General features: G+C 51.7%; 17 protein-coding genes. 3 read left to right on the top strand and 14 right to left on the bottom strand.

All coding sequences use genetic code 11. The annotated features are described in order from the left end of the window. Positions 1–95 precede the first annotated feature (95 nt). A complete protein-coding gene (locus BBD41_RS20755; RefSeq protein ID WP_099478595.1) occupies positions 96–920 on the top strand; it encodes a DUF2161 family putative PD-(D/E)XK-type phosphodiesterase in 825 nt (274 codons plus the stop codon). A gap of 434 nt (positions 921–1354) precedes the next feature. Here the strand turns inward: BBD41_RS20755 and BBD41_RS20750 are convergent, their stop codons facing one another. Both BBD41_RS20750 and BBD41_RS20745 read right to left on the bottom strand, forming a co-directional pair. Beyond that, a complete protein-coding gene (locus tag BBD41_RS20750; protein ID WP_077567827.1) occupies positions 1355–2584 on the bottom strand; it encodes an aminotransferase-like domain-containing protein in 1230 nt (409 codons plus the stop codon). A 113-nt stretch (positions 2585–2697) separates the two neighbouring features. Next, positions 2698–3354 (bottom strand): DNA-binding response regulator, encoded by a 657-nt coding sequence (locus BBD41_RS20745; protein ID WP_099478594.1) that lies wholly within the window; start codon positions 3352–3354, stop codon positions 2698–2700. 363 nt (positions 3355–3717) lie between these two features. Here BBD41_RS20745 and BBD41_RS20740 point away from each other — a divergent pair, with 363 nt between their 5' ends. Next, entirely contained in the window at positions 3718–4131 is a 414-nt protein-coding gene (locus BBD41_RS20740; RefSeq protein ID WP_189636068.1) for a hypothetical protein, read from the top strand. After that, complete coding sequence (locus BBD41_RS20735; RefSeq protein WP_099478593.1) at positions 4128–5213, top strand: phosphodiester glycosidase family protein; 1086 nt, start codon at positions 4128–4130, stop codon at positions 5211–5213. Before BBD41_RS20740 ends, BBD41_RS20735 begins: the two co-directional genes overlap by 4 nt. A 294-nt stretch (positions 5214–5507) precedes the next feature. Here the strand turns inward: BBD41_RS20735 and BBD41_RS20730 are convergent, their stop codons facing one another. From BBD41_RS20730 to BBD41_RS20675, 12 genes are all read right to left on the bottom strand, one after another. Further along, positions 5508–5762, bottom strand: coding sequence for an AbrB/MazE/SpoVT family DNA-binding domain-containing protein (locus BBD41_RS20730; protein ID WP_007127303.1), 255 nt, complete (start codon positions 5760–5762; stop codon positions 5508–5510). 185 nt (positions 5763–5947) lie between these two features. Next, positions 5948–6412 carry a tRNA (uridine(34)/cytosine(34)/5-carboxymethylaminomethyluridine(34)-2'-O)-methyltransferase TrmL gene (gene trmL / locus BBD41_RS20725; RefSeq protein ID WP_077567830.1) on the bottom strand — a complete coding sequence of 155 codons (465 nt, stop codon included), beginning with the start codon at positions 6410–6412 and terminating at the stop codon, positions 5948–5950. A gap of 140 nt (positions 6413–6552) precedes the next feature. Next, on the bottom strand, positions 6553–7638 hold the full coding sequence (gene serC, locus BBD41_RS20720) for a 3-phosphoserine/phosphohydroxythreonine transaminase (RefSeq protein WP_099478592.1): 1086 nt from the start codon (positions 7636–7638) through the stop codon (positions 6553–6555). A gap of 180 nt (positions 7639–7818) precedes the next feature. Then, a complete protein-coding gene (gene glnA / locus BBD41_RS20715) occupies positions 7819–9243 on the bottom strand; it encodes a type I glutamate--ammonia ligase (RefSeq protein WP_007127300.1) in 1425 nt (474 codons plus the stop codon). A 332-nt stretch (positions 9244–9575) separates the two neighbouring features. Beyond that, positions 9576–10631 (bottom strand): 3-deoxy-7-phosphoheptulonate synthase, encoded by a 1056-nt coding sequence (aroF, locus tag BBD41_RS20710; protein WP_077567832.1) that lies wholly within the window; start codon positions 10629–10631, stop codon positions 9576–9578. A gap of 197 nt (positions 10632–10828) precedes the next feature. Beyond that, positions 10829–12616, bottom strand: a complete 1788-nt coding sequence (locus BBD41_RS20705) for a cache domain-containing sensor histidine kinase (RefSeq protein ID WP_099478591.1) — start codon at positions 12614–12616, stop codon at positions 10829–10831. A gap of 41 nt (positions 12617–12657) precedes the next feature. Further along, positions 12658–14232, bottom strand: a complete 1575-nt coding sequence (locus tag BBD41_RS20700) for a response regulator (RefSeq protein WP_099478590.1) — start codon at positions 14230–14232, stop codon at positions 12658–12660. Between the two features lie 76 nt (positions 14233–14308). Further along, on the bottom strand, positions 14309–15991 hold the full coding sequence (locus BBD41_RS20695) for an extracellular solute-binding protein (RefSeq protein WP_099478589.1): 1683 nt from the start codon (positions 15989–15991) through the stop codon (positions 14309–14311). 202 nt (positions 15992–16193) lie between these two features. Then, positions 16194–17090 carry a carbohydrate ABC transporter permease gene (locus BBD41_RS20690; protein ID WP_077567836.1) on the bottom strand — a complete coding sequence of 299 codons (897 nt, stop codon included), beginning with the start codon at positions 17088–17090 and terminating at the stop codon, positions 16194–16196. 30 nt (positions 17091–17120) lie between these two features. Next, the gene (locus BBD41_RS20685) at positions 17121–18077 is read right to left on the bottom strand and encodes an ABC transporter permease (RefSeq protein WP_077567837.1); all 957 of its coding nucleotides are present in this window, start codon (positions 18075–18077) and stop codon (positions 17121–17123) included. A gap of 331 nt (positions 18078–18408) precedes the next feature. Then, entirely contained in the window at positions 18409–19365 is a 957-nt protein-coding gene (locus tag BBD41_RS20680) for a 4-hydroxy-3-methylbut-2-enyl diphosphate reductase (protein WP_077569079.1), read from the bottom strand. Positions 19366–19417: 52 nt separating this feature from the next. Beyond that, a complete protein-coding gene (locus tag BBD41_RS20675; protein WP_077567838.1) occupies positions 19418–20863 on the bottom strand; it encodes a sensor histidine kinase in 1446 nt (481 codons plus the stop codon). Position 20864 lies beyond the last annotated feature (1 nt).

Here is a 20864-nt window from a genome sequence, read left to right as displayed (position 1 = left end):
GTTTGAATCGGGAACGCCAGGATGCGGTCCTCATGCTATACTGATTTTACATGAACGTAACATTCGTGCTGGTGCAACAATCAAGGAGGGTAATCATGGCGATCAAGCATGAAGCCGAGCTGTACGCTCCGTTGAAGGCTTTTTTTGAAATAAACGGGTATGAAGTCAAAGGGGAGGTCCGGAACTGCGACCTGGTCGGAATGAAGGAGGGAGCGGACGAGCCTCTGATCGTGGAGATGAAAAAAACGTTCAATCTTGCCCTGCTGCTCCAAGGGCTCGAGCGTCTCAAGCTGACGCCCTATGTGTACCTTGCCGTCGAGAAGAGCCGGGCCAAGAAGGGGGCCGTCAATCAGCGCTGGTCCGAGCTGACCGGATTATGCGGGCAGCTGGGCCTCGGGCTCATTACCGTCACCTTCTACAAAACGAAGGCCCCGTTTGTGGAGGTGCTCTGCGAGCCGGAGATCGCCGTCACCCGGGGACGAACGGCAATCAGGCGCAAGGAGCGGCTGCTGAATGAATTCAGGGAGCGCAGCGGCGACTACAATACGGGCGGCGTCACCCGCGCCAAGCTGGTGACGGCATACCGCGAGAAGACGCTCCGCGTTGCCGCTGCCCTGTACGGCGCGGAGCATGAACAGCGGGAAGCGCTGCGGATGAGCGGCGAGGCGTCTGCTGCAGTTGAGGGCTATACTGCCGCTCCCCTGCCGGGAATCTCGCCTGCTGCTGTCCGTGACCGGAGCGGCGTCGGCTCGGCGGCGGCCATCCTGCAGCGCAATTACTACGGCTGGTTCCGGCGGGTCAGTCGGGGACGTTACCTCCTTACCCCTGCCGGTGTCCAGGCTCTCGCGGACTATGCCAACGTGCTCGAATCCGCTAATATGACAGGACTTAATGTCTTGCCATCCGAGCGTCGACGCTGATCATCCAGCAGCAGGTCATCATTACAACGCGCGCCTGGAGGCGCGCGTTACCTAATTGAGTAGAAGTGATGATTTCATGGATCAAGACGATGGTCCACGGAGACGAGCTATGTCGACGAAGCATGGAGTACCTGAAATCCCAAAAAAGGCTGCCGCTCCAACCAAACGCGGTTGAATCGGCAGCCTGTATTCTTAGAGTTTTTATTGCAGACGCATCTGTGGTGTGAGTGTAGATGCAGCCTCAAGATACAGCTGTATATGTGACTGTAACTGCAGACGCATCTGTAGATGTGACTGTGACCGTGACTGATGATGCAGCCTAAATATGTGACTGTAAGATTGTAACTACAGCTCTAGATGTATTGTATCGCAGCCGCATTTTCCCAGCTCCACCTTATTTCGCTAAGTTTGCTGATATCCTAGCACGCTGACGGTTAATTCCGCGCGGTAAATTCCATGACGGCTTCACTAATCAGGTTCATCCCCAGCAGAAGTTCATCACGGCCGGGGTGGGTAAAGTTCAGCCGGATGCACTCGGCATTCTCCCCTCCTGCCGAGCACATCGATCCCGGGAGGAAAGCCGCCCCCTTCATTAATGCAGCCCGCAGAAGGGCATCGCCATTCAGGCCGGGAGGGAGTTCAACCCACAGAAACATACCGCCGGAAGGGACCTCGTATTTCGCATCCTTCCAAGCGCTCCGCTTCAGCAGCTCCACCATGAGCTTAAGCCTCGTGGCGTACTCTCTGTTCAGCATCTCGATATGGTCCTCGAGCTTAAAATGATTCGATTCCAGCAGATGATGGAGCATCCGCTGATTCAGCATGCTGGATTGCCAATCCGCCATCTGCTTCACTGCCGTCATCATCTCAATGACCTGAGAGCTGCCTGCCGCCCAGCCCGTTCGGAGCGCCGGAGCTACCGTTTTGCTGAACGAGCCGACATAAAGCACATGCTCTCCCTGCTTCTCCTCCAGAGAAAACAGGGATGGAAGCCGCTGCTCCCGCTGCTTCCGATCCTGCCCGCCGGCTGCCCCGAAATACAAATCCCCGTACGAATCATCCTCAACGATGAGAAGCCCGTGCTGCACGCACAGCTCCAGCACCTGCGTTCGCCGTTCCAGGCTCCACATCACACCTGTGGGATTCGTGAAATTCGGAGCGGCCATCAGCAGCTTGGGCCTGTGCTTCCGAATCAGCGGCGCAAGCCGGTCCGGGAGCATGCCGCTGCTATCTCCGGGAACCGGCACGATTTCTGCCCCTTGAAGCCGGAGAACCTGCAGCAGTCCAGGTGACGTCGGATTCTCCACGAGAACGGCATCCCCGGGCTCCACGTACACTCGGACCAGCAAATCAATGGCCTGCTGGGTGCCTGTTGTCAGCAATATATTGCCGGCTTGAACGCTCAACCCTTTGCGCTTGGCAAGGTCCCGGCTCAGCCATTCACGCAGCGGGCGATAGCCTTCCGCCTCCCCGTACTGCAAGGCTTCCGGATCGGCTGTTAGGACAGAGGTAGCGGCCTCGGCCAGCGAATGCATGGGGAATAATTCCTCAGCCGGCAGCTCCTCTGCCAAGGAAATAAAAGAATCCCGCTTCGCAAGCTCACGGATATTGCGCAGCGGGGATGACAATAGGGTCTGTGCACGGGAAGCAAAGGAATACTGCATGGAAATCCCTCCTCTAACCGTTTATGGAAACCTCGGTTTTATATTATGGGGAGCCTCTTTACAACCTCTAAAAATTATTCCCGATATCTATATATTATACCTTATGTAAAATTCTAAGCATAAATTTGCCTTCCTTGACGGGTATACAGCGCATATTTCTCAATGGCCTGCGCCCGGGTCGATACGCCAAGCTTGACATAAATTTTCCGGAGATAATTGTCGATGGAACGCCGGCTGACCTGAATTTCAGATGCGATCTTATCGTATGTAATGCCCTGCACGATCCGTTCCATGATAAAGGCTTCCGTCTCGGAGAGCTGCAGCCCGCCTTCGTTCATCGCCGAGGCCGTCAGCGGCCAGATTCCCTGTCTTACCCATTCCAGCGGAAGAGAGGCTACCCCCTCCCGAAGCCCGGCGATCATATGGATAAGCTGAAAGGTCGATGCCTGCTTGGACAACAACCCGCTCGCTCCCCGGCTAACCAAGGACTGCAGCAGCGGAAGGCCGTCGTTGTCGGTCATGACCACCACATGGGTGTTCGGGGACAACTGCTTCATCTGTTCCAGGATCGCTTCCGAGGTCTGGTCCTGAAGTTGGTAATCCAATAAGACCAGTTCGGGTAACTGCTCAGCGACCATCCGCACTCCTTCCGTGCCGGAAGAAGTCATGCCTAGGACGATCAGGTCCTGCTCCTCCTCCAATATCAATTTCGTTCCCAGCATGCTTGTAGGTTGACTGCCGACGATAACTACCCGCCAAACCTGATTCATATTCCAATAGACCTCCTGTTTCGTCTGATATCTCTATTTCTAAGTAAGCGGCATCATCACGAAGCATACATCCGACATGCGAATTTACGTTGTTTACGGCATGGATCGACATTTTGGACTGTGAATCACATGCAGATCCGTAGCGAATTTAATCCTGAAGACGCAGAGAAGTCAAAATAAGCATGGCGAATGTCTTATATGTATCCTACTTGATAAACAAATCTATACAGATTGTATCCCACTCTAACTTTCTAGGCAATCTTTTTTCATAACTCAAGTGCTTTTTGTTCGTCTTTGCGAAAGTATTTCTGACATGATAGAATAGATATCTGGAAAAAATGATAGATTTTGAGGGGTGATGAAATGCCGGTGTTGGAATCAGAAAACAATACCCCCTACGAAACCCGTGAGGAAATGCAGCGCAAAGGACCTTCGGCCAGATGGTTCTGGGTATTTTGGATTGTTCTGATCGGGCTTGGCACTACCGCAGCCTATTTATACAGCAATCATTTGAAGGAACAGGTCGTTATCCAGCTTCAGGAGGATACCAATCGGCAGATGGCTTCGTTCAAGTCGGAATACGATCAGCGTTTCAATGAGCTGGTACAGGAATTGGACGAGATGCAGAGTCAGGTTCAATCCTTTAACGAGCTCTTGACCTTTACCAAGGATCAGGCGAGCGGCAAAACCGACAACAGCAACAAGCTGTACAGCCAGCTGAGCGAGGTCGAGAAACAGCTCAAGGAACTGGAACGCAAAATGGAGCTCTTAAAGTGAGCAAGCTGAAATACATCCGACCGAAGCAGGTAAACCGTTTATTTATGCTAGCCATCGCGCCTTTCATCGGCATGCTGCTGTGCATGTGGCTGCTAACCGAGCCGCCGCGCATTACGCTGCACTCCTCGGAATATGTAGCCGACAGCCATATAGCCGAGCAGTCCGCGAAGATCAAGGACGATCTGGGCCAAGCGGCGGCAGCCGCCAAGCAGACCGTATCCTCCATTGAAAAGACGGCCGTTCTCTATCAGCAGACGACCGCCAAGGTAGGGTCCCTTCTGGGGAAAGCCACGACGCAGGCCGCAAAACCGGAACAAATCTATAACCGGAGAATCACCTCGAAGCTGGGAGCCCCGATCGAGACGGTTCACAGCGACCGGATCCGGATTGAACTGTATAAAGTCAATCCTGGCCCCTATCATGGCTATGCGATGAAGGTCAAGCTGAAGGACCCTTCCGCGATGAGCATGTCCCTGGGCAGCGAAAGCGGCAAGCCCGGTACGGTGGAGACGACGATGCGGGCCGTCAGCCGGCACGGGGCCGTTGCGGGCATTAATGCCGGCGGATACGCCGATGGGAACGGGGGCCGCTTCCCGCTCGGCACGACATTTTACGAAGGGCGCTATGTATCCGGCTTTCAGCCTAGCTTTAAGGATCTGGCCTTCGTCGGGATGAGCACCTCCGGCAAACTGATCGGCGGCAAATTTTACAGTCAACAGCAGCTTGACCGGCTAAGCCCGAAATTCGGAGCCACCTTTGTGCCCGTGCTGCTGCAGAACGGAAGAAAGACGACCATACCCGAGAAGTGGAGAAGCACGCCGGCGCGTGCGCCGCGCACCGTCATCGGCAATTACAAGGACGACCAGCTGCTGATTCTCGTCACGGAAGGATATGATGAGAACGGCAGGTCTGGCGCTACGCTGCAGGAGCTGCAGAACAAGCTTCTTAAGCTTGGCGTGATCGATGCCTATAACTTGGACGGGGGCGGCTCCTCCTCCCTCGTCTTGAACGGACGGGTCGTGAACAAGCCGTCGGACGGACAGCTTCGCCCGGTGCCTACGCACTTCCTGTTTTTCAAATAAAGGGGCAGTTTTCATATTATCATTTATTTTTTCGGCTAAGATGGTTATAATATAGATTAGCTTAGCAGGAGGTGGCAGTAATGTCTTTCTCATTAACCTTTTGGATCGTCATGATCGTATTTGCCCTTTATATGGTCGGCATTTTGACCGCAGCCTACAATGATGACAAAACCAAAGGCCTGTAAGGCATGACTCCCTCTTCTTAGGAGGGGGTCTTTTATTTTTTTGGCGATAAAAAAAAGCACCGCTGTCAGCGATGCCATCAAATGAGACGATAGAACCTCATATTAGGAATCAAGCATGTCTCGGAAGCTGCTGCATCTCCGACATGCATTGTGTGCAGATATAACGCTCCTTAAACTCGCTTACGCCGTCCATCGAGCCGCAAAAGACGCATTTGGGACGGTAACGCTCCAGAATAATATGGTCCCCCTGCACAAGAATTTCTACGGGATCGCCTTCGTTCATCTGATATCTCTTACGCAGAGACTTTGGAAGAACGATTCTCCCCAGCTGATCGACCTTTCGAACTACACCAGCAGGTTTCATAACAATCGTACACCTCTTTCATCTTCAACAAGTGATTTCTGGAATTCTCAAACTGATAATAAGGGCCTAGTAGTATAGTTCGATAAAAAGCTGTCGAATCCTGCTGGTTTTAAGAATTTATTAGTTTTTTTCGATATCTTATAGGTATACTGGATGGTTTTTCCGAATCATTTCGTCAGCCCGACTCATTCCATTCCTGGAAAATCCAATTGGCGCAAAGCCTCGTATACGATAATGGCCGCCGAATTGGATAAATTGAGGGAGCGGACCTTATCGGTCATCGGCATTCGGATGCAGGACTCCGGATTCGCAGCCAGCAGCTCGGGCGGGAGTCCCTTCGTCTCTTTCCCGAACACGAGGAAATCCTCATCCTGAAATTGGACGTCCATATACCTTTTCTTGGCCTTCGTCGTCGCGTAGAAATAACGCCCTTCCGGATACTTCGCCTTCAGCTCCTCAAAGGAATCATGATATTCGATATGTACGGCATACCAATAATCCAGGCCTGCTCGCTTCAAGGTCTTGTCATCGGTATTAAAGCCGAGCGGCCGAACCAGATGCAGATGTGTGCCTGTAGCCGCACAGGTTCTGGCAATATTGCCCGTATTGGCTGGAATTTCGGGTTCAACGAGTACGATATGCAGTGCCATGCTGTATAGTCCACCTTTTCTTTAACGTTTTCTTCTATTATAACCGATCCGCCGGACTTTTCAGGCCGATTCCAGAAAAACCCTTCCGCCGAATGATCAGGGAAGGGTTGGTTCAGGTTTGTTGTTGGATTTATTCCAGATTAGCGGCTGTTCTTAAAGTGCTCCATAAAGTCCACAAGCGCTTTACAGCTTTCGTAAGGAACCGCGTTGTACACGGACGCCCGCAAGCCGCCTACGCTCCGGTGCCCCTTAAGCCCCACGAAGCCTTCCTTCTCGGAAGCCTTCACGAATTCCTTCTCAAGCTCCTCGGTTTCCAGGCGGAACGTAATATTCATATCGGAGCGGCTGTCCGGATTCACGCAGCCGCGGTAAAATCCGCCGCTGTTATCAATGGCATCATAGATGAGTGCGGCCTTCTTGCGGTTCATATCCTGAACTCCAGCAAGCCCGCCCTTCTCCTCGATCCATTTCAAAACCTCGTTAATCATATAAATGCCGAAGGACGGCGGCGTATTGTACAGGGAGTTGTTGTTCAGATACGTATTATACCTTAGCATCGTCGGCAGATGCTTCGGAGAATCCGTAACCAGGTCCTCCCGAACGATCACGACGGCCACCCCGGACGGCCCCAGATTCTTCTGTGCCCCCGCGTAGACCATGCCGAATCGGCTCAGGTCAAAAGGCCGGCTGAGAATGTCGCTCGACATATCGCAGATCAGCGGCACTGCCCCGGTATCCGGGAAGTCCTTGAACTGCGTGCCCTCGATCGTCTCGTTGGAGGTCAGATGCAGGTAAGCGGCATTGTCGGATAATTGGATGTCCGCAAGCTTCGGCAGGGACATGTATTTGCTCTCTTGGGAGGAGGCGGCTACATGCGTCTCCCCGATCAGCTTCGCTTCCTTGAGCGCCTTGTCGGACCAGCTTCCCGTCATGACGTAATTGGCGGTCTGGCCCTGTCCCAAAAAGTTCATCGGAATCATCGCAAACTGCGTGCTCGCTCCGCCCTGAATGAACAGCACTTTATAGCCGGCCGGATTCCCCAGCAGTGACAGCAGGCGTTCCTGCGCTTCATTATGTACAGCTTCATAAACGGCACCGCGGTGGGACATTTCCATGATCGACATGCCGGTACTGCGGTAATCGACGAATTCCGCCTGCGCGCGCTCCAGCACTTCCAGCGGCAATGCGGCAGGTCCTGCATTAAAATTGAAGGCTCTCTTGCTCAATTGACTCTCCACCCTTTCTCTGTGTTCCCTTTATCGCTTTATTGATTTAACGCTAATCATAGCAACAATCCGATGGTCCTTCAAGTGTAATTATTCACAATTTTTTCCCATGGCCGGTGACTACCTAAAAAACGCCAAGGGCTTAGTAATAAGCCCTCGGCGCTAAATGAAGCTGATCTTTTACAGATCGTAGTACAGGGAGTACTCGTGCGGATGAACGCGGATGTTAACGGCTTTCGCCTCAGCACGCTTGAACTCGATGAAGTTATCGAGGAAGTCCTTTGTAAATACGCCGCCTTCGGTCAAAAACTCGTAGTCTGCTTGAAGCGCATCCAGCGCTTCGTCCAGAGATCCGGGAACGCTGCGGATTTCCTTCTTCTCGGCATCGGACAGCTCGTAGATGTTCTTGTCGAATGGTCCGTATCCAAGAGCCGTTGGATCGATTTTACGCTTGATTCCGTCCAGACCGGCCATCAGCATTGCCGCGAATGCCAGGTAAGGATTCGCCGTAGAGTCCGGCGTACGGAACTCGATCCGGCAGCCTTTAGGTGTTACTGCAGCAACCGGAATTCGAACCGCGGCGGAACGGTTGCCTTTGGAGAATACGAGGTTAACCGGTGCTTCGTAACCAGGAACCAGACGTTTGAACGAGTTGGTGCTTGGGTTCGTCAGAGCGATCAGTGCCGGTGCGTGGTACAGAATACCGCCGATGTAATGAAGCGCTGTTTCGCTCAGGTTAGCATACGCGCCTTTCTCGTAGAATAACGGAGTATCGCCATTGAAAATCGATTGGTGAACGTGCATGCCGCTTCCGTTGTCTCCGAACAATGGCTTCGGCATGAAGGTTGCCGTTTTGCCGTATTGACGAGCCGTGTTATGAACGATGTATTTATAAATCAGCAGATTATCTGCTGTTTTCTTCAAGGTATCGAAACGGAAATTGATTTCCGCTTGCCCTGCAGTCGCCACCTCATGGTGATGACGCTCTACGCGAAGTCCTGCTTCATTCAGCAATCTGCACATTTCACTGCGGATATCCTGCTGCGTATCCACCGGCGCCACCGGTACATAGCCGCCCTTTACGCCGACTTTAAAGCCGAGGTTGCCGCCTTCTTCTTTACGGTTCGTATTCCAGTTAGCTTCCTCGGAATCCACGAAATAGCTGGAGCTGTTCATCGTGCTTTCATAGCGTACATCGTCAAACAGAAAGAACTCGGATTCAGGCGCGAAATACGCTGCCGTGCCTACACCGGATTGCTGCAGATATTCTTCCGCACGTGTCGCAATCCCGCGCGGGTCGCGCTCATATGCTTCACCTTCCGGCGTATAGATGTTGCTCATAATATTGATGGTTGGATGTGCTGTAAACGGGTCGATATAGTAGGAATTTGGATCCGGCATCATGACCATATCCGATTCCTCAATGCCCCGGAAGCCTGGGATAGAAGATCCGTCAAAGGCTACCCCGTTCACAAACGTCTCAGCATCTACTTCTGAAGCTGGCAGGGAAATGTGATGCGCCCGTCCCGACAAGTCTACAAAACGAAAATCGACCCACTCAATGTTATTCTCTTGAATTGTATGCAATAATTTCTCTACCGACATGTCTCTTCCTCCCAATTTCCGAACATTAAGATTAAAACTGCTTAACAATGTTCCTATATTCTTCGTTTTCTTTTCGTCATTATATGCTGGCAGATAACCTCACGTCAATAGCTATGTAAGGTATTTTTAAAAACCATGTCATATATATTGACATATGAAACCAATTAAAGTAAAACCACACGAAAAAGACACCTGCAAATAACGTGCAAGTGTCTTTATAGCTATGCTGTGACTCAGCATATCCATATCCGCTATTCCTAACTTCTCCCGCGGTTTCGCGGCTCCTTCTCCAAGCATCGCATCGACATTGCAGTCGGGTAAGAAGCGTAGGATTATACGCGCACAAAATCGGATGCCGGAGCCTTGGACGTGTTAAAGCTTTTGCCCACGAGCGGAGCCAGCTGCTCCAGATCCTTGAGCAGAGCGGCAAATTGATCCGGGAACAGGGACTGTACGCCATCCCCTGTCATCGAATTGTCCGGGTCGGTATGCATTTCAATAATAAGCCCGTCAGCGCCCGCGGCCACGGAAGCCTTCGACATCGGTTCGACCAGCTCCCGGCGGCCTGTTCCATGGCTCGGATCCGAGATGACCGGAAGGTGACTGAGCTGCTGCAATACAGGGATGGCAGACAAATCCAATGTGTTCCGCGTATAAGTCTCGAATGTTCGGATTCCCCGCTCACACAGCATTACATTCGGGTTCCCTCCGGCAAGAATATATTCCGCCGCATTCAAAAATTCATCGTAGGTTGCACTGAATCCCCGCTTAAGCAGCACTGGCTTTCCGCAAGTGCCCAGCTTGCGCAGCAAATCGAAATTTTGCATATTCCGCGTACCAACCTGAAGAATATCCGCGTATTCCGCGCAAATGTCGACGTACTCCGGTGTCATAACCTCCGTGATCGTCAGGAGACCATGCTTTTGCCCGGCTTCAGCCATCATGATGAGGCCTTCCACACCGATGCCCTGAAAGCTGTACGGTCCCGTGCGCGGCTTGAAAGCTCCCCCGCGAAGCACCTGTCCGCCGGCCGCCTTAACCAGCTTGGCAATCTCGTCGATCTGCTCCGCGGATTCCACGGCACAAGGACCGCCCATGACAACTAGATTCCCGCCGCCGATTTTCGTCCCTTTAATCTCGATGACCGTGTCGTCAGGATGGAAATCACGGCTTGCAAGCTTATACGACTTAGAAATTTTAATGACGTTCTCTACGCCCTTCATCTGGCGCAGATGCTCGGCAAGCTTCGGATTGACACTGCCGATGAGCCCGATCACGGTTCGGTCCGCACCGCGCGATACATGGGCCTGCAGCCCCTCCTTCTCAATCTCGCCTACAATATGCTGAATTTGCTCTTCCGGTGTTTGATTCGAAGTGATGACGATCATTCTTAGCCCTTCTTTCCTCAATATGCTCGATAAGATAAATCTTATTGCTAGCTAATTCCACTATGGACTTTCGCACTTAAGCGCTTGTTCGCTTTTAAGCTTTTATGCTTTTAACCATTAAAGTAACTATACAAAAAATGCCCCTTTCCGTCAAGCCCAAATCCTGGACCTTTAGAAAAGGGGAGCTGTTGGTGTACTTACGGAATCGGTTTGTCGCGTCCCTCCGACACTTTACGCTTAACCAGCGGGATAACGATTCTTACCGTGGTTCCGATCCCGGCCCGGCTGAACAAGGTAACCCCGTATTGACTGCCGTAGTGCAGCTTGATTCGCTGATCCACGTTACGGATCCCGTAGCCAGCGTTCGTCAGATTCTGAGCCCCGGTGTTATCCAGCCTTCGGTCAGGAGGGAAACCAACCCCGTTATCGATAACGCGGAATTCCAGCACATTCTGAAGCACCTTGGCCGTGATGCGGATATGAATGGAGTCCCCGGTCCAGGCATGCTCGAGCACATTTTCAATGAACGGCTGAAGAATTAGCTTCACCGTCTCGTACCGGACGACTTCCGGCTCTACGTCATAGCTGACTTGCATTCGTTCATCGTATTTAATCTTCTGGATATCGACATAGGCTTGTGCCTGCTCCAATTCGTTCTTGACGGAAATAATGTTTCGGCCGTCATTGAGCGACAGGCGGTAAAACTTGGCCAGATCCAGAACCATCCGATGCAGCTTATCCAGCATGCCAAAGCGGGCCAGACGGCTGATGGAGGATAATGTATTGTACAGAAAATGCGGATTGATCTGCGCATGCAGCGATTCCAGCTCCGCTTCCTTCTTCTGCAGATCGGCCAGGTACACCTCATTAATCAGTCTGCCGATGTTGCTGCCCATCTCATTGAGCGCGGATGAGATATGCGAGAATTCATCATTGCCTTTGAAATGGGCCCGCTTATGGAATTCCCCTTCCTGGAACGAATCCAGAACTGAGACGATTTTAGACACGCGGAGGCTAAAATATCTCGAGACGATCAGGCTCACCACGAAGAACACCACGATGCAGACGAGGCAGATCAACAGAGTCAGATTGCGGATCTTGACCGTATCCTTCTCGACGATTGGCGCGGGGACCACAGCGATCAATTCCCAGCCAAGCTGCGGAATCGGTTCCCGGATGAGCAAATCGCCGTTATTGCGGAGCTCCTTCTCCCTGAAGACGGTCGTCTGCACACCGCCCGAGGAGAGGATGATTCGCCCCTGCGAGTCGGATAAATAAAGGGCCGTTCCTTCACCGATTTTTTTATAGTCCATACTCTCGAACAAATAATCCAGGCTGACGTTGATCCGCATAAATCCGATTTCCTTCAGCTTGATCGTCGTGATGTCGATCAAGCGGCGAAGGAGCGAGATGCGGCCCTGGGCAGCATCATGCTCGATCTGCTTCCATTGCAGTGTCGTTCCGTATTCTTCTTCCGGCGGATAAAGCTTGTACCAGGTTTTGTCAACCAGGCGGTCATACCGATAAATATCGAACAGCCGTTTATCCGCATCAAGCGGATCGGAATCCGAATAGTTATCATACACTTCTCCGAGGTCGTTATTCTTTAAATAGATCGACATCCATATTTTTCGATTGGCCGTGCTGATGGCCGTCTCCAGCTTGGGAATCAGAACCTTGACCATGGTATCGTAACTGACCCACTGACTCTCCGTGTAACGAAGGCGATTGTTGAATAAGGTATCGAAATACAGCATATCCGAAATCCGCACGATATCCTCGATCTTGTACGTAATGTTATTATTCATCTGATGAAGCGTGCCTTGTATGTTATTGTGCGTCTGTTCCCGGATGGACGTAACAAAAATCTGGGTGGCGATGTTCCCGACCAGCAGCACGGGAATAATGATGAACACGCAATAAGATATCATTAATTTATAGCCGAACGGCACCTTGACCCGGATTCGTTCGAATTTCCCCCTCATGACCAATCACGACCTCATTATCTACGGTATAGTATGGACGGCTAAGCGTGCTTGCGCCGATATTCCAGCGGTGTCATGCCGTACATTTCTTTGAATTGCCGGCTGAAATAGGGCAAATACTGGTAGCCGGTCTGGGAAGCAATTTCATATATTTTAAGCTTTGTTGTAACCAGCAGCTCCTTCGCCCGTTCCATACGAAGCTTGATGACATAATCGCTAAAATTGTATCCGGTTTCTTCTTTGAAGAGCACCCCTAAGTAATTCGGTGAAAACGAAAACCGGTTCGCCATATCGCGCAACGTAATGTTCTCATGCATCCGTTCGCGGATATTGCTGATGATCTCCTCGACCAGCCGGCCGTTCCTGGAATGCTGCCGGAAGTTGAGCTGCTCCGAAATTTCGAACACTTTCATGCGGAGCCAGGCGAAAATATCATTCATCGTTTCAAATTGCATAAGGACATCCAGGTTTTTCAGGTCGATCCCGAGCAGGCGGAACAGATCCTCATGCATGGTATGGAGATGCGCATCCAGCTTCATGATGATATAAATGGCAAGATTACGGATTGTAAATTTGGATCTGATGTTAGAAGCCAGGGCTTGAATCGCTTCGATCTCGTCGTGAATCCGCACAATATCGTAATTGGTCATTGCTGTGAATAGGGAATCCAGGCGGATGTCCAAAATTTTGGCGTCCTCGCGATCCTCGGTCGGAACCTCGTAATAAGGAATCCACTGCCCCTTCCCGCGGAACATTTTATAATCCAGTGCTTCCACCGCCGTCAGATAAGAAGCGTGCAGCTGCTCCAGCTCATTGGCAACCCCTCCTTCGCCAACCGTAACGGTTAAGGCGTAGTCCTGCTTCAGCTGCTCCAGCAGAGGCTGGATATCCGGCTTATCGTGCTTGCTGTCCAGCAGCACCGCCATTCGCTGGTCCGTAACCTTGCATACATGCCGGACTCCGGCCTGCTCCAGGAGCATGTGAAGCTTAGCGAAGAACTGCTCGTTGACCCCGGTCCCCTTTTTCCTCTCCTCATAGCTGCTGCGCCAGGTGCTGACATCATCGATTTCCAGGAGCGCTACACGGACCGGCCAATCGATCTCATTCAGCCTGTACTCCCGTTCGATAATCTCCAGCATCGCTCCATCATACGGCTTCTGCAGGATTTGAAGAAAGTATTGGTTTTTCAAGATCGGCACCATCTGTTGATAGGCACGCTCCGTCTCCTTCCGCTCCCGAAGGCGGTCCAGCTCCTGCTTGACCTTGGTCAGCGCTTCGATAAGCTCCTCATCCTCCATCGGCTTCAGCACATAATTGCATGCTTTGAGAGCGATCGCCTGCTTAACATAACTAAAATCCTGGTAACCGCTCACGAAAATAACCTGCAGCTCTTCATTCACCTTCTGGGCCTTCTGTGCCAGCTCAATCCCGGTCATATTGGGCATGCGAACATCGGTCACGAGAATATCCACCGGCTCCTTCTCCAGCACTTCCCATGCCGCAAATCCGTTATTAACCGCAGCCGCGACCTCCATGCCGAGGCTTTCCCATGGAATAAAGCTCCTCATGCCTTCTAGGTCCAGTATTTCATCATCTGCCAGCAGCACTTTATACATGGGCATCTACTCCCCCTAAAATTCCGATAAGGGTATACTGCATCCGCAGCATACCCTTTCGGTATTTCATATGGTATTATTGGCCGTTCATCTTGGCGAGGTTAGCTTGCCATTTCTCGGTTTTGTAAGCAAGAAGCTTCTCGTAGCCTGCTGCTTGAGCATCGGCTTCTGCCTTATCCAGCACGGCCAACACTTCGGCATCGTCCTTCGCAAACAGGGCCTTCGCTCTAGCTTCGGTATAGATATCTTCGATACGCTGACGAATAATTCCTTCTTCGCTTTCAGGTGACGGATCCAGGTTAATGAATTCCGTTGCATTCGCTTGCGTTTTCCATGTGATTTCATACTGCCAGCGAGTCGACCAGTTGCGCTGCTCTTCAGGCAGCGTGCTCTCGTACTTCGCTTTTGCGGTGTCGACGAATACGGTGTTACCGTTCCATTGGATATTCGTCGTTGTTGCTTGAAGCTTAGCCAGACCTTCGGCATCCGTTATATACTTCTCTGTGAACTTCGGTGTCTTGCCGTCTTCCTCAAATCCGTCCCAATATCCGCCTGGAGGGCCCCACATTTGGACGCTTTGTCCTTCAGGACCGGTATACCAATCCAGGAAAGCAAAAATGGCTTCCGGATCTTTCGCGCTCTTCGTAATGACGCTTACGTTCCAGCCCAGCTGCGTATAGGTACCCGGATAAATTTTGTTCTTATCCAGACCTTCCTTGGCGATCGGCCAGATCATGAAATAACCGCCGTTCGGATCCTTCTTGGCCAGCTCGGCATGAGCATTCATGGCATTTTCCGTCGGGCTCGATGCAGCGTAGACAGCAACGCGGCCCGTCATCACTTTTTCTTTAACCTGGTCGTTCGTTTGGGTCAGGGCATCCTGCGAAATCAGCTTGTCGCGGAACAGCTTCGCCGCATACTGCATCGACTCGCGATACGTCGGATCGGTGAAGATCGAGGTCAGCTTGTCGCCGTTTGGCACGCCGCGGATCGCGATCCAGCGCGTCAGCGCGTTCTCCTTGAACGCGGAGTACAGCACATCGATACCTTGGCCTTCAATGCCCGGCTCGAACGGTACGACTTCGTTGCCGTACTTCGCTTTGACGGCCGCCAAGTAATTCGCCAAATCCTCGGTCGTCTCGAGCTTCGGCTCTCCAAGCTCCTTGTAAATCTTCTTGTTCACAACGTAACCGGCGTTGCCGTTCGGCTGGCTCGTATACCAGTTAGGGAACTGATACAGCTTGCCGTCATCGGAACGAAGCATGTTGATCCCGGCTTCGCCGAGCCATTCCTTCAGATTCGGATATTTATCGAGATATTCATCGAAAGGCACGAGCATATCCGCCTCTCTAAGCTTCTCTACGTCTGGACCGCGATCGAGCCAGATCACGTCCGGAAGCTCTTTGGACGCGATCATCGTATTGAATTTTTGCTGTGCGTTGCCTTGGGAGTTAATCGCTTTAACATCGACCTTTTTGTTCTCTTTAATCCATTTGGAAGCGTCGTCCTCTCCCCAAGGAGGCATCGTATACCAATCGTAATGACCATAGAAGCTGAACTCAAGCGGCTGTTCACCCAGCACGTACTTGCTGTCGGACGCTTGCTCTGTCGGCGTGCCCGTATCGCCGCCCGTGCTAGGAGCCGGATCCGACGTCTTCGTTCCGCCGTTGCCACCGCCGCCGCCGCATGCCGACAGCATCAGCGCTGCCGCCAGCAAAGCGGTCATCGATGTGGTCAGAGATTTCTTTCTCAACCTCATTCTCTAATTCCCCTTTCGTATTTCCACTTGATATTTATGTCTAAAGCGAATGCTTCAAACAACGTGTTAGATGGGTCAGGATTATGCAAACATTCGATTCAAGCCGCTTCCAGGTCCAATAGATAGATGAACGAAACCGTTTCACCCTACATACTGCTGATTGAAAGCCGCTCTTTTGGATATTTGCATGGATCCCTCGGTTCTACTCTTTCAAAGAACCTACCAGTACACCCTTTACAAAGTGCTTCTGCACAAACGGATACACCATAATAATCGGCAGGGTTGCCACGATCATCGTTGCCATGGACAACGATTTGGTCGTTACGCTTTGCATTCTCGACAGCGCTGCCGCCGACGAGGAATCGAGCTGGCTCATCTGCTCGGACATGATGTTCGAATTCAGAATTTGACGCAGAATCGTCTGAATCGGAAGAAGCTCTTCCTTCGTAATGTAGATACTCGGCAAGAACCACTCATTCCAGTGCGCCACGGCCGTAAACAGGGACAGTGTCGCGATAACCGGACCGGACAGCGGCAGGATAATCCGGAAGTAAATCCCCCAATTGCCTGCGCCGTCAATCTTGGCAGACTCCTCCAGCCCGTTCGGAAGCCCTTGGAAGAAGGTTCGGAATATGATCATGTTCCATACGCTTACCAAGCTCGGAATGATGAACACCCAGAAGGAATCCATCAGACCCAGACTGCGGACGAGCATGAACGTCGGAATCAAGCCGCCCCCGAAGTACATGGTAATGATACACATCACCATGTAATATTTCCGTCCGATGAGCTCGCGCTTCGTCATCCCGTAAGCAAAGATCGACGTCACCAAAATCGAGCTGATCGTACCGACCACGGTCCGCGCGACGGATATGCCGAAGCCGTTCAGCAGCCGTTTGTCCTGGAAGACGATTTCATAGTTCTCCAGCGTAAAATCTCTCGGCCAGAAAGTCACTCCGCCCAGGGCGGTATCCGAACCGGAATTCAATGATATGACAAGTCCGTTCCAAAACGGATAAAAGGTCACAAAAGCCAACAATGCAAGAAAGATATAGATGATAACCTGCATGACGCGGTCACCGAATCCTAATCGTACCAAATCTACCCGCTCCCTTCATCACAATGTCGTTTACCATAGACTGTTGCCCGATCTGCGTGCAATCAGGTTGGCGATCGTCAGAAGCATCACGCTGATTACCGCTTTGAACAAGCCTACAGCCGTTGCATAGGAGAACCGGGAGTTTTCGATGCCGATCCGGTAAACATATGTATCAATAACATCGGACACCTCTCTAAGCACTGGGTTCTTCGCCAAGAGCAAGATGTCTTCAAACCCGGCAGTCAACAGGTTGCCGATCGCAAGAATCATGAAGATGACAACCACCGGCATGATCGAAGGCAGTGTAATGGTGAAAATCTGGCGGAACTTGCTGGCTCCGTCCATGTCGGCCGCTTCGTACATATGCGGATCCACACCCGCAACGGCTGCCAGATATACGATCGACGAGAATCCGATTTCTTTCCAGACGCCTGTCGTTACGAGAATGGTCCAGAAGTATTCCGGCAAGGACAGGAAGTTGATCGGCTCTTCGATCAGGTTCAGCTTCATCAACAAAATATTCACGCTGCCGTTATCCGTGGACAGCAGGGAAATGACGAACCCTGATACGATAACCCAAGATAAAAAGTGCGGCAAGTAGCTGACGGTCTGCACCAAGCGCTTGAAGAACATGTGCCGAACCTCGTTCAGCATCAGCGCCAAGATGATCGGTGCCGGGAAGCCAATCAGAAATTTAAGCAAACTGATGACAATCGTATTGCGCATGACGTTCATGAATTCAGGGGATTCAAAGAACATCCGGAAATGCTTCAGACCCGCCCAAGGGCTGTCGCCCATTCCTTTGAAAATGTTGTAGTCCTGGAACGCCATCAAAATCCCGTACATCGGGATGTAGCTGAATATAAAAATCAGCGCGAGCGCGGGAAGCACCATAAGCTGGATATCCCACTGTTTGGCAAAGCGAATAAACAAATTGTCTTTCTTCCGTTTAGGAACAGGTTCCTGCTTAACGGATATTTGTGCCATCTCCAACCCCCCGTATGTTTATGCCATGAAGTATCTCTAATGTCTATCATTCTAGTTGAAAGAGGCGATCATGAATATTTGCCTGATCAACGAAAAATGATAATATTCAATCGAAATGTATCCTAATGAAAAAAAGAGCCCCTATGGGCTCTTATGCAGGCATCGTTTCACGGTGGCTGTAACGGTAAATTGCTTCTTGCTTCCCTGCTTAACGAGAATGATATTATTCAATGAAGCTCTAGAATCCGAATGCATAGATAACGGCTTAGCATAAAAAAAGCCGCTGCGAAATTACCGCAGCGGCTTCTTCCTAAATGTTCATCAGGCATTCTTATGCTTGCGTCTTGCTTTTTGCGCGTACCGGAGGCAGCAGCTTGCTCATGTTCACCGTGCGCTTGATCTCCCAAGTTTCCGGTTTGTCATGCTCATACTGCTCCAGGTATGCAATGACCTCTTTGGTGATCGGCGTCGGCGTCGAGGCACCGGAGGTGACCGCCACCTTGCTGATGCCTTCAAGCCACTCGCGCTTCAGCTCGGTCACATCGCCGATCCGGTGCGCGGGGACCCCGGCAATTTCCTCGGAGACTTGAGCAAGCCGGTTCGAGTTGTTGCTTCGAGGATCGCCAACCACGATGACGAGGTCCGCTTGCCCTGCCTGCTCCGCTACGGCTTCCTGCCGTACCTGCGTCGCCAGGCATATTTCGTTATGAATTTCAGCGCCCGGGAATTTCTCCAGCAGACGCTTCATGATATGCTTGATATCCCACTGGCTCATCGTGGTCTGGTTCGTAATGATGATCCGGGATGCATCCACCTGAAGCTGATCAATCTCCTCTTCCTTCTCGATCAGGTGGACATGCTCAGGCGCGATGCCGATCGCCCCTTCGGGCTCCGGGTGGCCTTTTTTGCCGATATAAATAATTTCGTATCCATCCGCAACCTTATCCCGAATCAAATCATGCGTCTTCGTCACGTCCGGGCACGTCGCATCCAGCGTGGTCAGCCCTTTATCCCGGGCGAGCTTGCGAACCTCCGGCGAAACGCCGTGTGCGGTAAAGATAACCGTCCCGCTGTTCACCTGCTTCAATATTTCCATCCGGTTCGGACCGTCCAGCGTAATAATGCCTTCATCCTCAAACGATTGCGTGACATGACTGTTATGCACAATCATGCCCAATATATAAATTGGCCGGGGAAGATCCAGGTTCTGCGCGGCCTGACGTGCCAGCACCATGGCATCCACGACGCCGTAGCAGTAACCTCTCGGCGATATTTTGATGACTTCGATGATCCTCACCTGCTTTCGCGTTGTATTCCTTAGGTTCATAAACCATTATACCCTATTCCAGGGGAGGAGCAAAGACGACCGGCAGCCATACAATAAACGTACTGCCTTCCCCTCTGCGGGTAACGACCTCGACCGAGCCCTTGTGTTCATCGATGATCCACTTGGCAATCGAGAGCCCAAGGCCCGTTCCGGCGGTTACGCCTCGGGACTGGTCCGCGCGGTAGAAACGTTCGAAGATAAAAGGCACCTCGTCCTTGTCCATGCCGATTCCGGTATCCGAAATTCTCAGGCCGACCTGCCCCTTATACAGAACGGCGTCCAGGCTGACCTCGCCTTCCGGCGTATACTTGAATGCATTTTCGATAAATATGAACAGCATCTGCTGCAGATAATCTTTGTTTCCCTCAACGTAAACCCCGTTCAAAACCGACAGCCGGCCAACATGCCACTCCGCCGTCTTCTCCAGAAACTGCGCCCGCCGCGCAACCTCCTCAACGAGCGGCTGCAAAGGAATCGGCGACAGCTCGAAGGTCTGACCGGTATCTGCGCGGGCAAGGGACAGCATGTCGTTCACGAGCCGGCTCATCCGTTTGGCCTCGTCCGAGATGTCACCGACCGCCTCGATGGAAATTTGCTTGATCATTTCATCGTCCATATCCATTCGTTCGCCTTGCTCCGCCGTCCACATCTTCTGCAGCAGGTCGACATTGCCGCGAATCGTGGTCAGCGGGGTCCGGAGCTCATGGGAAGCGTCGGAAACGAAACGCCGCTGGGCGGCATAGGCATCCTCCAGCTCCTTATAGAATCCCTCGGTTCGCTCCAGCATCGCATTAAAGGTGCCGATCAACTGTCCGATTTCGTCCTGCGGACCGTCGTACTCAATCCGGACGCTAAGGTCCGTCCCCTTCTGGATATGTTCCGCGGCCTCGGTCACTTTGCCGATCGGGTTCATCGATTTACGCGCCAAGAACAGACCGAAGGTGGAAGCAATCACCAGCGTTGCAGCCGATCCCATGATCAGGATCGACTGAAGCCGGTCCAGCGTTTGGTCGATTAATCTTGTATTAGCACCAATTTGAAGCCACAAGATGGCGTGACTTGGATTTTTAAACAATGCTTTTTGGTATACAAGAAAAGAGTTTCCATTGATATTCATGCGTGTAAACTTGTTGTCGTACTTTTTAATATTGTCAGCGGGAGGAATATCAAACTGGACCTCGCTAAAAATCATATTATCCGATCGCCATGTCAGCCGTTCCGTAGTCGATGTCTGCATAAATAAATCAGCAGCTTCGAGCCGGTCGGCCGTATCACGGCTAGGAAACACTTCGAAGCCGTTGGTTCCGAGCTCCATCTCGCCTGATTGCTTGACAATCCTTTGTTTCAGCTCATCGTACGTGTACAGATGTACAAAGCCGTACACCGCTGAGCTGAATATCAGCAGCGTCACAAACAGAATTCCGGTATACCAAGCGGTCAGCCTTAAACGAATGGACATC

Origin of the sequence: Paenibacillus ihbetae (genome assembly GCF_002741055.1) — a bacterium.
GTDB lineage: Bacteria > Bacillota > Bacilli > Paenibacillales > Paenibacillaceae > Paenibacillus_AQ > Paenibacillus_AQ ihbetae.
Note: the sequence above shows the minus strand (reverse complement) of the source record. Positions and strands in the feature narration are given on the sequence as shown.